12 protein-coding genes are annotated in these 13,113 nt (G+C 53.3%); 9 read left to right on the forward strand and 3 right to left on the reverse strand.

What is annotated here, in order from left to right:
* Window positions 1–33: 33 nt before the first annotated feature.
* From KNP75_RS11700 to KNP75_RS11725, 6 genes are all read left to right on the forward strand, one after another.
* A complete protein-coding gene (locus tag KNP75_RS11700) occupies window positions 34–684 on the forward strand; it encodes a response regulator transcription factor (protein WP_215190495.1) in 651 nt (216 codons plus the stop codon).
* The gene (locus tag KNP75_RS11705) at window positions 681–1,958 is read left to right on the forward strand and encodes a sensor histidine kinase (protein WP_215190496.1); all 1,278 of its coding nucleotides are present in this window, start codon (window positions 681–683) and stop codon (window positions 1,956–1,958) included. Before KNP75_RS11700 ends, KNP75_RS11705 begins: the two co-directional genes overlap by 4 nt.
* Window positions 1,949–2,689: an AAA family ATPase gene (locus tag KNP75_RS11710; RefSeq protein WP_084592953.1), complete on the forward strand. Its 741-nt coding sequence runs from the start codon at window positions 1,949–1,951 to the stop codon at window positions 2,687–2,689. Before KNP75_RS11705 ends, KNP75_RS11710 begins: the two co-directional genes overlap by 10 nt.
* Before the next feature lie 211 nt (window positions 2,690–2,900).
* Window positions 2,901–3,752 carry a BglG family transcription antiterminator LicT gene (licT, locus tag KNP75_RS11715; protein WP_214710733.1) on the forward strand — a complete coding sequence of 284 codons (852 nt, stop codon included), beginning with the start codon at window positions 2,901–2,903 and terminating at the stop codon, window positions 3,750–3,752.
* A gap of 99 nt (window positions 3,753–3,851) precedes the next feature.
* Window positions 3,852–5,702, forward strand: coding sequence for a beta-glucoside-specific PTS transporter subunit IIABC (locus KNP75_RS11720; protein WP_215190497.1), 1,851 nt, complete (start codon window positions 3,852–3,854; stop codon window positions 5,700–5,702).
* A 14-nt stretch (window positions 5,703–5,716) separates the two neighbouring features.
* On the forward strand, window positions 5,717–7,162 hold the full coding sequence (locus tag KNP75_RS11725; RefSeq protein ID WP_214754354.1) for a glycoside hydrolase family 1 protein: 1,446 nt from the start codon (window positions 5,717–5,719) through the stop codon (window positions 7,160–7,162).
* Window positions 7,163–7,282: 120 nt separating this feature from the next.
* Here KNP75_RS11725 and KNP75_RS11730 read toward each other — a convergent pair whose 3' ends face one another.
* Complete coding sequence (locus KNP75_RS11730) at window positions 7,283–7,717, reverse strand: hypothetical protein (RefSeq protein WP_215190498.1); 435 nt, start codon at window positions 7,715–7,717, stop codon at window positions 7,283–7,285.
* A 238-nt stretch (window positions 7,718–7,955) separates the two neighbouring features.
* On the opposite strand from KNP75_RS11730, the gene KNP75_RS11735 reads away from it, so the two are divergent.
* Window positions 7,956–9,473, forward strand: a complete 1,518-nt coding sequence (locus KNP75_RS11735) for a sensor domain-containing diguanylate cyclase (RefSeq protein WP_215190499.1) — start codon at window positions 7,956–7,958, stop codon at window positions 9,471–9,473.
* A complete protein-coding gene (locus KNP75_RS11740; protein WP_215190500.1) occupies window positions 9,470–9,964 on the forward strand; it encodes a hypothetical protein in 495 nt (164 codons plus the stop codon). Before KNP75_RS11735 ends, KNP75_RS11740 begins: the two co-directional genes overlap by 4 nt.
* 38 nt (window positions 9,965–10,002) lie before the next feature.
* Here KNP75_RS11740 and KNP75_RS11745 read toward each other — a convergent pair whose 3' ends face one another.
* Window positions 10,003–10,875, reverse strand: coding sequence for an ROK family protein (locus tag KNP75_RS11745; protein WP_215190501.1), 873 nt, complete (start codon window positions 10,873–10,875; stop codon window positions 10,003–10,005).
* 13 nt (window positions 10,876–10,888) lie between these two features.
* Window positions 10,889–12,673 (reverse strand): type I phosphomannose isomerase catalytic subunit, encoded by a 1,785-nt coding sequence (locus KNP75_RS11750; protein ID WP_215190502.1) that lies wholly within the window; start codon window positions 12,671–12,673, stop codon window positions 10,889–10,891.
* Window positions 12,674–12,814: 141 nt separating this feature from the next.
* On the opposite strand from KNP75_RS11750, the gene KNP75_RS11755 reads away from it, so the two are divergent.
* A complete protein-coding gene (locus tag KNP75_RS11755; protein WP_071398792.1) occupies window positions 12,815–13,111 on the forward strand; it encodes a PTS sugar transporter subunit IIB in 297 nt (98 codons plus the stop codon).
* The last annotated feature ends 2 nt before the right edge of the window (window positions 13,112–13,113 follow it).

Genomic DNA, 13,113 nt, shown 5'->3' on the forward strand with positions numbered 1-13,113 from the left:
CGATGCGATATAATGGGAGTGGAGGCGATAGAGATGAACGTACTCGTAGTCGAAGATGAACCGAAATTAGCGGACGGGCTTGCCCGCTTTTTAACGTACGCGGGGTTTCACGTCAGTGTGGTCGGTACGCTCGCCGAAGCAAAGCGGCAGCTCGAGCAACCGTTCGATGCGGTCTTGCTCGACGTTCGTCTGCCGGACGGGGAAGGTTGGACGCTCATTCCAAAATTGAAGACGCTCAAGCCGCGGCCGGCCATCATCTTGGCGACGGCACGAGGAGAGGCGGATGACCGTGTGTTCGGCCTCGAGCTCGGGGCCGACGATTATTTGGTCAAACCGATCGTGTTAAAAGAACTCGAAATTCGCCTGAAACGTCTCGTCAAACAGACGGACGAGATCTCGTTCGGCGACATGATGGTGGATGCACGATCCCGTACGGTGACCGACGCCGGGCAAGCGATTCGAATGACCAATAAAGAATACGAGTTGCTCCTCTTCTTCTTGAAACATAGTGGAGAAGCGCTCGATCGCAACCGGCTACTCGACGAAGTGTGGGATTATACGTTCGCCGGGGACACGCGCACGGTCGACACGCACGTCAAACAGTTGCGTGACAAATTGCCGACGATGAAGCGGTACTTGAAGACGGTGCATCGCGTCGGTTATCGATTGGAGGAAGTCCGATGAGCCGGTTGATGAAGAAGTTGCTCTGGACCGCGATTCTCCCTCTCGTCGTCATGGCGGTGCTCACATTTGGTCTGACATCACTCCTGATTGGGCGTTTCGCGGAGACGGAGAGCTATGACCAACTCGAGCGTGAAGCGGACATCGTGTATGAGGCGCTTGTGGATGGACGCGGCATACCGGGTCAACTCGATGTTCTCGTGTTTCAAGACGGGGAGGCGGTCAATCTTGATCGTGGGGGCAGGATGCGTCGACATATGTCGCCAGTCCTCGATCCAGACTTACTTTCCGAACGAGATGAGGTCAGTGTGAACGGGGCGCGGTTATTGACGTTCCTTCAGGAAGAAGGGGATGTACAAATCGTGACGTACGCACCCGTCCCGCTGTCGAATCCGCAGTTTCGTCAAATCTACGTCATTCTCGGGAGCGGGTTCTTGCTCGCGCTCATCGTCGCCGTCGGTGTGACGTATTGGATGGGGCGGCGTTTGACGTCCCCGCTCGTCGAGTTGAAGCAGGCGACCACAGCCATCATGTCGGGCCGGCATGACATCACACTACCGCCTGTCACCGACGACGAGATTGGAGATTTGACGGAAGCGGTCCGTCAGATGAACACATCACTCGAAGAGAAAGAACGGATGCAAAATACATTCATCTCAGGGGTTACGCACGATGTCCGGACCCCGCTTGCCATTGTCCGGAACGAGGCCGAAATGCTTGAACTCGGTGTCGTCAAACAAGAAGATGTGGCGGCGACGGGTCGCAGTTTAACCGAGGAAGTCGATCGGATCGATCGGCTCGTCAGTCAGATGCTCGAATACTCCAAACTATCCGCGGGCAACGTGACACTTTCGCTCGAGTCCGTTCGTTTGGATGCATTGATCAAAGAGACTGTCTCGCGGATGGATGAATGGTTCCGTCATAAGGAAGTGACGGTCACACTTGAACTCGCCGAGGACGCAGTCGTCCAGGCGGACCGATTGGCGATGGAGCGTGTGCTGTCGAACTTTCTTCAGAACGCGTATCACGCCAGTCCACTAGGAGGTGTGATCACGATCAGGCTCTCCGAGCGACGGCTTGAAATCGAAGACGAAGGGCCGGGCATTGCCGAGACGATGCGCGCCAACATCTGGGATATGTATGTGAAAGGGGACCGTTCGAACGGTCACGGACTTGGTCTGGCCATCAACAAGCTGTTGCTCGAGGCTCAAGGGCTCGTTTACGGAGTCGAATCGAGAGAGGGAGAGGGGGCGTTGTTTTGGATCGAATGGGACTAAACTTATTTTTGCGGGGTGTCCGCTTAGAGCGAGATCGGATTGAAAAGCCAGGGTACCCGTTCTCGCTACCGATTTTTGATGGATTTGATGAATTGACGCTGACGAAGCCGGTCACGTTCTTGGTTGGTGAGAATGGGAGCGGGAAATCGACGTTGGTCGAAGGGATGGCTATCGCCGCTGGATTCAATCCGGAAGGCGGCGCGACGACGTTCCGTTTTGAGACCGAGTCGACACATAGCCCGCTGTTCGAAGCGCTTCGTCCGATTCGGGGCGCGTACCGGCCGAAAGACGGATTCTTCCTCCGGGCCGAGACGGCATATCAACTGTCGAGCTATGTGGATGAGATCGCGCGAACGTCGCCCGACCCGGAACGGTTCTATGCGTCCTACGGCGGTCGATCGCTCCATGAGCAGTCGCACGGGGAGGCGTTTTTGTCGCTCATGCTCCATCGTTTCCGAGACGGCGGGCTCTATATATTGGACGAGCCCGAGGCCGCCTTGTCGCCGATGCGGCAGTTGACGATGCTCGCACGCATGCATGAACTCGTGCAATCGGGCAGTCAATTCATCATCGCGACCCATTCACCAATCCTCATGTCGTATCCGGACGCCGACATCCTCCAAGTCGAGACGGGACTCCGGCCGACGACGTTCGATGAACTTGAACACGTTCGTGTCATGCGCGACTTCCTAGCGGCTCCGGAACGGATGCAACGCATCCTATTCGAATGAAAAACGGTCACGGTGTAAGCGTTTTATTTTTATGTTGACGTCAAGATTTCAAGGGGGTATGCTAGTAGCGAGAAGAAGAAAATCCACTTTGGGATTGTTACTGGTCAAGCAGGCAAAACCTAAATTGATGCCGATCATCCAGATGTGGGGACCGGTGTGAATTTAGGTTTTTTTCTTTTCAATCGAACTTGAGCGGAGGTGAATTGATTCCATGCAAATTTCAAAAGTGTTCAACAATAACGTCGTGGCCATTCAAGCGAACGGTCAAGAACAAGTCGTCATGGGACGGGGAATCGCGTTCCAAAAGCGTCCAGGCGATGCGATCGATCAAACGCGGATTGAAAAAGTCTTTACGCTCGAGAGTAAAGAAAGCCATGAACGGTTCGTCCATTTTTTGAATGAGATGCCAGCTACCGAGATGGATACGGTCAAAGAAATCGTCAAGCTCGCGGAGACGCGACTCGAGAAGCCGGTCCATGACTCGCTTTACGTGACCCTCGCCGACCACATCCATTTCGCTCTCAGCCGATATCGAGATGGAATCATCATCCGTAACCCGCTCGTTTGGGAAGTGAAGCGGTTTTATGGACCCGAGTTCGCGATCGGGAAAGAAGCGGTCGCCCTGATTAACGAACGGCATGACGTCAAGTTAGACGAGGACGAGGCGGTCGCGATCGCCCTCCATCTCGTCAACGCGACGATGTCGGGTGCCAAAGGTGAGAACTTACATCTCGTCACCGAGATGACACGCGCCACGCAAGCGATTCTCACCATCATCACGTACCACTTTCAAATTGATTTGGACGAAGAGTCGTACGCCTACTCACGGTTTTTGACCCACTTGAAATACTTCGTCCAACGGCTCGCCTCCGGGGAGAAGATTAAACCCGGCGGTGATGAGACGCTGTTTGAGATGGTGAAGCTTCGCTATCCGGATGCTTACGAATGTGTCGAGAAAATCGCAGGGTTGATTGCCACGAAGTACAATTACGAGGTCTCGACCGATGAGCGGTTGTATATGATGATTCATATCGAAAACTTAATGAAAGAACGACGATCCTAAGGATGGTTACTGATGATGCAGGCCAAACCTAAATGACGACACTTCTCGTGTGCGTTCATTTAGGTTTTTCTTTTTATCCAAATTAAAGGAGTGAATAGTATGAGCCAAACAAAAACGCTCGCGGCGGACATCATTCGTCACGTCGGCGGGAAAGATAACGTCAAAAGCGTGTTCCATTGTGCGACACGGCTACGTTTTAAATTAAAAGATGAACAGAAAGCCAATCCCGAGGCGTTAAAAAACCATGACGGTGTCATCACGGTCGTCCAAAGCGGCGGTCAGTTCCAAGTCGTCATCGGCAACAACGTCCCTTACGTCTACCAAGACGTGGTCGAGGCGGGCGGATTCCAGACGTCATCGAACGACGATACGGAAAAATCGGGCGTCTTTAACCGGTTGATTGATGTGATTGCGGGGATTTTTACCCCGATTCTCGGTCCGATGGCCGGTAGCGGTCTATTGAAAGGGTTGCTCGCCATTCTCGTCGCCCTCGGTCTGCTCACGCAAGACATGGGCACGTATATTGTTTTGAACGCAGCGGCTGACGCACTCTTCTACTTTCTACCGGTCATTCTCGGCCATTCGGCAGCAAAGAAGTTTGGCGGCAATCCGTATATCGGGATGATTATCGGGGGTGCGCTCGTCTACCCGGCCATCGTCGCGATGCAAGGAGCGGGCGAGTCGCTCACGTTCCTCACGGTACCGGTCGTCTTGATGAGCTACGCGTCATCGGTCATTCCAATCATCTTAGCAGCGTATGTGTCATCGAAAATTGAGACATTCTTCAACAAACACACGCATGAAGCGGTCCGTAACTTCACGACACCGATGATGGCACTCTTGATTGTCGTCCCGCTCACATTCCTCGCGATCGGTCCGGTCGCGACATACGCGAGCCAAGGACTCGCCGGCGGCTACTCGTTCTTATATGAACTTAGCCCGGTCGTCGCTATTGCCTTCATCGGCGCGTTCTGGCAAGTGCTTGTCATGTTCGGTCTCCACTGGGGGCTCGTGCCGATCATCATCAACAACTTGGCGGTCGTCGGCATGGACACGATCGTCGTCGGAGTCCTCATGGCGACGTTCGGTCAGGTCGGGGCAACGCTCGCCATCACATTGAAGGCGCGTGACCCGAAGACGAAAGGGCTCGGGACGTCATCGACGATTGCCGGCGTGTTCGGCATCACAGAGCCAGCGATTTATGGATTGACGCTTCCTCGCAAGAAACCGTTCGTCTTCGGGATGGTTGGCGGTGCGGCCGGCGGGGTCGTCGGCGGTATGCTTGGCACGGCGGCTTACGCGATGGGTGGTCTCGGCGTGTTCAGTATCCCGGTCATGATTCCGGCGACGGGTCTCGATATGACGTTCTACGGCGCCTTGATCGGTCTTGTGGTCGCGACACTCGTCTCGTTCGGACTCACGTTCGCATTCCATAAAGAAGTCGAGACAGGCGAACAGACAACGGCAGAAGTAGCGCCGGCCGTATCGGAGCACGTCGGTTTCCCGGTATCGGCTCCAGTCAAAGGAGAAGCGGTTTCCCTCGAGACCGTTCGCGATGAAGTGTTCTCGAGCGGCGCGATGGGGAAAGGACTTGCCATCATGCCGACAGAAGGGGTCGTCTACGCCCCATTCGATGGCGAAGTCGTCACGGTCTTCCAATCGAAGCATGCCATCGGACTCCGCTCACATAGCGGCGTCGAAGTATTGATTCACGTCGGGCTCGACACGGTCCAGCTCGGTGGGAAACATTTTGAAACGTTCGTCCAAGCCGGACAGCGTGTGACCGAGGGCGATGTGTTGGTGAAATTTGATTTAGAGGCCATTGCCCAAGCCGGTTATGACACGATTACCCCGGTAATTGTCACGAATACAGGGAATTACTTAGATGTCTTGCCGACACATGTCGGCATCGTCGAACCAAACCACGGCGTCTTGCGCGTCTTAGCCTAAGAGGAGGAACAAACATGAAACAAGTAGCGAAGAACTTTTTATGGGGTGGCGCCACGGCGGCGAACCAATTTGAAGGTGGATACCAAGAAGGTGGAAAAGGGCTCTCGATCGCGGATGTGATGCCGGGCGGCAAAGACCGAATGAAAATCATTCATGACCCGACGTTCGATTTCGAGTTGCATGACGAGTACACGTACCCGAACCATGAAGGCATCGACTTCTATCATCACTACAAGGAAGACATCGCCCTCTTCAAAGAGATGGGATTCAAGACGTTCCGCATGTCGATCGCTTGGTCGCGGATCTTCCCGAATGGAGATGAGCTCGAACCGAACGAGGAAGGGCTCAAATTCTATGACCGTGTCATCGATGAACTCGTCGCGCAAGGAATCGAGCCACTCGTCACGATTTCACATTACGAGTTGCCGCTCCATTTGGCGACAGCATACGGTGGTTGGCGCGACCGTCGCCTCGTGACATTCTTCGAGCGATACAGCCGTGTCTTGTTCGAACGTTACCAAGGCAAGGTCAAATATTGGCTCACGTTCAATGAAATCAACGGGGCCCAGTTCATGCCGATGCTCAGTCTCGGCATGGCGATTCGTGAAGGGGACGACCAGTTGCAGTTGACGTACCAAGGGTTGCACCATCAACTCGTGGCAAGTGCGCTCGCGACAAAAGCGGCAAAAGAGATCGATCCGTCGATGCAAATCGGCTGCATGCTCATCGCGGCGCCGGTCTATCCGTACAGCTCGAATCCGGAAGACATCTGGTATGCACACGACGCCGAGCGCATGATGAACTTCTTCTGTGGTGACGTCCATGTCCGTGGTGAGTATCCATCATTCGCGAAACGTTTCTTCCGTGAGAACGGAATCGAACTCGTGATGGAAGACGGGGACCTCGAGACACTGAAAGCGAACACGGTCGACTTCTTCTCGCTCAGCTACTATATGTCGCGTACCGAGAAAGCGGAGAAGACGGAAGACGAGGCAGCGGGGAACATTATGAGCGGGGTGAAAAACCCTTACCTCAAGGCGAGCGACTGGGGTTGGGAAATCGATCCGATGGGACTTCGCGTCATCTTGAACAAACTGTATGAGCGCTATGAATTGCCGCTCTTCATCGTCGAGAATGGTCTCGGTGCTTATGACAAGGTTGAAGCGGACGGATCGGTTCATGACGATTATCGGATTGAGTACTTGCGTGACCATTTGAAAGCGATGGTGGAGGCGATTGAAGACGGTGTCGACGTCATCGGCTATACGAGCTGGGGCTGTATCGACCTCGTCAGTGCATCGACCGGGGAGTACAGCAAGCGTTACGGCTTCATCTACGTCGATAAGCATGACGACGGGTCGGGGACGCTCGAGCGTTCGCGGAAAGACTCGTTCTTCTGGTATCAAGACGTCATCCAGACGAACGGGGCGAGCTTGTTCGAAGATGAGACGGTAAAATAAGAAAAGAGCGGCCGCGGCCGCTCTTTTCTTATGCTTTCGTGACTTTGCGCAAGACGATGATCGCGAGACTGACACCACCGGCAATCAACATATACGTGAGAATCTCCGTCCAGGCTGCCATCAGACGTCTTCCTCTGCAAAGACGGCCAAGTCCCCTTGAGGCATGGCGACGAGTAAGAAGTGTTCGCCTCCGAGCGGACGGGCGTCTCCGGCCTGCCAACTTTCATACTGTTCGTGATAGCCGTTCACGAACAGGACGGCTCCAGATTCAAATGTCAGTTCAAGATGGGGATTGTCTTCAGATAACAGGATGGAACGGACGCGTTCACGCCGGAGTCCGACGAGGTGATGGAGTTGTTCATCTTCGTTGAACGAAGGTCCCGATGAATTGACGTACCAAGGTCCTTCAATCGAGAGCCACGACTCGTTGCCGTCTCGGTTGAAGTAGAGTAGATGATGATTGGGGCCGGAACCGAAGTCGATTCCGACGAAGGAAGACGCGTTAAACAAATGCTGTAAAATCCGTGTTGCTTCAAGATGTTCGGTACGGGTCACGCTTCCACCTCGCTTAAATAGGTTAGTTAATTCCATCATTCCACGTTACTTCGCTAAAGTAAATGAAAGGATTATGTGAAATCACTCATATGAGAAAGAACAAGCGAGTTCGACAACTTATGGAAAATACTTCAAGTAAGTTAAAAGTTTGGTCAGTGATTGGACAAATCCGGTCCCGCGTTCGATGATTCGACTTATAATCAAATGTATAGATGACTCGATGAAACGAGGGGTAACCATGGTTTATGGCCTATTGATTGGCGGCATCATCCTAATCACCATCGTCCTCAACGTCCTTCGGTTGATGACGACCCCCGCCTTGAATCGCTGGCTGCTCGCAGGGACGAGCAGCCTTGTCGTGATTTGGCACGGGGTGTTGTTCGATTTTTATGATTTACATTGGTCAGTGCTGTTATTGATTATGACAGGGCTCGTCTGTTTTCACTGGAAAGGCATGACTGTTGCAATCATGGTCAGTTGGCTTTTAGTATACAGTCAATCCGGGACATTATCCTTTCCGCTGTTGCTCAGTTATGTCTTTTTTGGCCTAGGAGCCGCGCTGCTCTTTGGTTACATCAACCAGTTGAAGCGAGAGCGATCAGGCCGGTTGCGGATGCTGACGGCGAGTTCCCGTCAATTGAACGTCTTCCGGGAAGTCAGTTTTACGATGCAAGACACGCTCGACCCGGACCGATTGCTGCAAACGATTTTGACATCGGTGACGGCGGGGCACGGACTCGGCTTTAACCGATCGATCATCTTTTTCGCTGATTTGGAAAAAGATAGCATTTACGGAGTCATGGGAACGGGTCCGATGAATCCGGAAGACGGGTTTCACATTTGGGAAGAAATCACCCGGCAACATTATGATCTCCAAGGACTGATTGATGAGAAAGAGACGGACTCGTCACACGATGAACAGTTGAACGAACGGATTCGGAAAATGACGATCCCGTTTCATGGAGACCATCTGTTCAGACAGACGCTCGACTCGGGACGGCCGCTCCACGTGTATGCGAGCATCACCGACGACCCGGTGCTGCGCATGTTACATACCGACTTACAGATGGACGAGTGCACGATTTTTCCGCTCCATCATCAAGGAATTCCATACGGACTTCTCGTCATCGACAACGTCGTCAATAAAAAACCGATCACCCCTCAAAAGATTGACAGTGTCCGACCGATCGCGGAACAAGCCTCGCTCGCGCTCCATCAGACGATGCTGTACCAGCGCATCGAGACGTTGGCGCTTCGTGACGGGTTGACGCGTCTCAAAAACCATCGCTCGTTCGAACAAGATTTGGACGTTTTGTTCCGGGAGTGCGAAACGGACGAGCTGTCACTGATTGTGATGGATATTGACCATTTCAAGCATTTCAACGACACAAACGGTCACTTGGCTGGAAACGAGTTACTCACGCGGCTCGCGAGTGTCATTCGACGAAGCGTGCCGGATGAACAGATGGCGTATCGGTTCGGTGGCGAAGAGTTTGTCGTTCTCTTGCCGCAGTTCGATGAAGTCGAGGCGTCCCACGTCGCGGAGACGATTCGTGCGGCCGTGCTCGGCACCAACTTCATGTACGGGGAGCGACAACCAGGTGGTCAGTTAACACTGAGCTTCGGTGTCGCTTCGAAGCACACGCTTCACGAACAGTCACGCGAACAGTTGATTGAGTGCGCCGATCAAGCGTTGTATGCGGCCAAATCACGAGGGAAAAACCAAGTCTGCCGCTGGGAAGGGGTGCCGCTATGACCGAATTCAGTGTCATGATCATGACCGTCGCCTTTATCGCGACCATCTTGTTTACGAGCCGTCCGAGTTATCGGTTTGTGACGAGGAGTGTGGCCAACCGACATGCGGAGGCACTGGGCGTCTCGCTGAAAGACGTCTCATTCTCGTTCGACCAAATGGTGTATTTCATCGCCTTGCCGACAACGATTCCCGAAGTGCGGGATGCGATGAAAGAAGAGCTGGCCGTCGAACCGTATTATGAGTCGTATTTCTTTCCAGAAGTGAACGGCGTGCAAGTCTCGGTGAAATCAGGGTCCGCCGTGATTCCTATCGCCTATTTGCCGATTGACGACTTCAGCCTTCCCGTGTTGGATCGACACTTGGAGGCCGGCAAGGTTAATGAACGCGTCAACCGAACGATTCGGGCACACATGATCGTTCATGAGCGTACGCTCGAAGCGATTCGAGACGAGGTGTATCATCACCTCCATGAAGACTGCCTGGCACAATAAAAGGGTTTCCATCACAACCTCGTGATGGAAACCCTTTTTTACTGCGCTAACATGTGAAACCGTGCGGCACCGATCAAGTTGGCCTCGTTGAAGTGGGCACACGTCTCGACGTCGATGCGGAATGTTCCGAACGCGTCGCAAAGCGCATCCAAGTGTCGCTTGATGCCGTCCCGAACTTCCGGGCGACGACTGATGCCGCCACCGATTAAAATACGCTCCGGGTCGAGCCCGAATTGGAGGTTGTAGATGCCAATCGCGTTCCAGCGATAGAATCGTTCCAACTCGGCTTGAATGATTGGGTCAGCTTGAAGTGCGAACACATCTTTTCCGGTAAGGGGACGTCCGAGTTGCTCACTGCATCGATGGACAAGAGCGGCCGTGGCACCGATTTTACTCCATGTCCCATCTGGGTGGGGAAGAGACGGGTCGAGAATCCAATATCCGAACTCACCGCCATGGAAGTGGGATCCGATCATCACCTGATCATGGTCGACGAATGCTCCGCCGACGCCCGTCCCGATGACGACCGTCGCGTAGCTCGTCACCGACGCCGCGGCACCGGTCCATCCTTCTGCGAGCGCTGCTGCGTTGGCATCGTTCAAGACAGTGACAGGCAAGTCATACCGCTCTTTGAACGCCTGTAAGAAAGGACGATCATGAATGTAGGGAAGTGCACTGATTCCATGAATCACGCCGGTCGTCGAATCGACAGCGCCGGGCGCACTGAAGCCGATACCGTCGAAGCGGGTTTCGGCGGTCGTTTCGTTAAAGATCACATCGACTTGTTCGAGCAAGCCGTCCCACGTCGCAGGGGTTGGGACGTGTTTGTTTGACAGTAGGGTGCCATCGGATCGGACGACTCCGTATTTGATACTAGTTCCACCGATATCGATGGCTAAATAATGTTGCATTTCTTTCCACTCCTTATATCAAGAACGCGGCCCCGATGACGCCAGCGTCGCCGTGCAACTCATGCAGGACGAGGGGGGTCGCTCCTCTCAAATGGGGGTATACTCGCATCGCGACCGCGTCTTGTAACTGATTCCAGTATAACGGAGCCGATGCTGTCACGCCTCCCCCGAGGATGATGATATCGGGATCGACCGTATGGATGATGTTGGCGAGACCGGTCGCTAAATCCTCGACGAACGTATTGCGTTCGATGTTGTCTGTCAAAAGCGTCATCGAATCAGTCACTCCTTTAGTGAGGGCGCGTTCGTGAAGTGCCGTTCCACTCGCATGCGTCTCAAGCGCTCCGACGTTCAGTGTCGGATGTGCTGGTCCGTCCGTACGAATGATCATATTGCCGACTTCTCCGGCGCTACCGTGAGCCCCGCTAATCAAATTTTGCTTATAGACGAAACCGCCGCCAATCCCTGTGCTGACCGTGACGTAAAAGACGGAGTCGACATGACGGCCAGCCCCGAATTTCGCTTCGGCGAGCGCTGCTGCGTTGGCATCATTCTCTAACGTGACAGGTAGACCGAGCAGAGTGCATAGCGGCTCCACAATCGTCTGATGATGCCAGTTCGGGAGGTTTGGCGGGGTCAAGAACGCACCTCGTTTTAGGTCGAGCGGACCAGGTGCAGCGATACCGACGTGCGTGATGTCATATTCGAGTTGGAATCGTTCGACAGCAAGTGTGATTTGATTTAACAAGGCGTCGAGCTCAAGGTGAGGCTGTGTCTTCAATTTATATTGTTTCTCGACACGTCCGTCCGTCGACACGACGGCGACGCGTGTATTCGTGCCGCCCAAGTCGATGCCGATGCGGGCTTTTTGTTTGATTGGGGATGAGACACCGGCGATGAGGCAGGTGGCCGTTCCGTCCAGCTGAAATGACTGACCTGCTGGCAATAGCAACGTCGCACCAATCTCGAAGGACGAACCGTCAATCTCAAGTGTCCCTTCCACGACCGAAAGCAGACGGAACGTATCCGTCGAGACGGATTCCTCACGTTCGATGTTCCATTTTTCGACGAAGAAATACGGGTTACGTGTCAACTGTGTCCGGAAATGATCCAGGCGCAGGACAGGTTCCGCATAGTCGAGATGGGGTGCGAACGAGGCGAGGGCACCTTGCTCGACATGGAGGTCACGAGTGTGTCCAGTTGATGTTTCAATTCGTTCGTAGTCGTAGAGACGGTACGTCGTGTCCGAACTCTGTTGAATCTCAAGGACGCACACGTCTTTCGTTAAGGCGTGTACGGTCCCGGCCGGAACGTACAGAAAATCGCCACGGGTGACAGATTTTCGAGTTAATCCGGTCATCACGTCTCCGGTCGCGAGCGCCTGCTGCAACGTCTCTTTCGATTCAAACGTATGGCCATAGATGATTTCTCCTCCCTCTGGTGCGTCGAGGATGTACCAGCATTCATTCTTTCCGTAAGGTTGACCCTCGAGCGACTGTGCCAACGCATCGTCGGGATGGACTTGAATCGAAAGGTCATCGTTCGGGTCAATCCACTTGATCAATAACGGAAACACAGGTGAATCAATGCCGAACAGTTCTGGATGCGTGGCATAAAGGTCGTCTAGCGTTGTCCCGATATGCAATCCGGCAGACACGACGGAACTGCCTTGCGGCAACGCCGAGGCGGTCCATGCTTCGCCAATCGAGGCCTCGTTAAAATGAAAACCGTAACGCTTTAAGCGGTCGCCTCCCCATAAGCGATATTGGTAATGCGGTTGTAACGGGATGATCTTCATCGTCAATTCCCTCACTCTCGTTTATTATCATATACACTTTTAAATTTAAAAACTAAACAAAGTTTAAATCAAGTATAGACATGAAATAAATCATGTGTATAATAAAACTTGTAAACGATTTCAAAAAAGGAGTGGTTGAACATGAAAAAAGTATTACTCGCTTGTAGCTCAGGGATGTCGACGAGCCTGCTCGTCACGAAAATGCAACAGCACGCGGAGTCAATCGGGGACGAAGCGAAAATTTGGGCAGTCGGTCAAGACCAGGTCGGTAAGGAGATGGAAGAAGCGGACGTCATCCTCATCGGACCGCAAATGCGCTTTTTGCTCGATAAATTGAAAGCGCAAACATCGAAACCGGTCGAAGTCATCGACATGATGGCCTACGGAACGGCGAATGGGAAAGCGGCGTATGAGCAAGCAATCAAATTGATGGGGTGAGG

Origin of the sequence: Exiguobacterium sp. s6, assembly GCF_018618155.1 — a bacterium.
GTDB lineage: Bacteria > Bacillota > Bacilli > Exiguobacteriales > Exiguobacteriaceae > Exiguobacterium > Exiguobacterium mexicanum_A.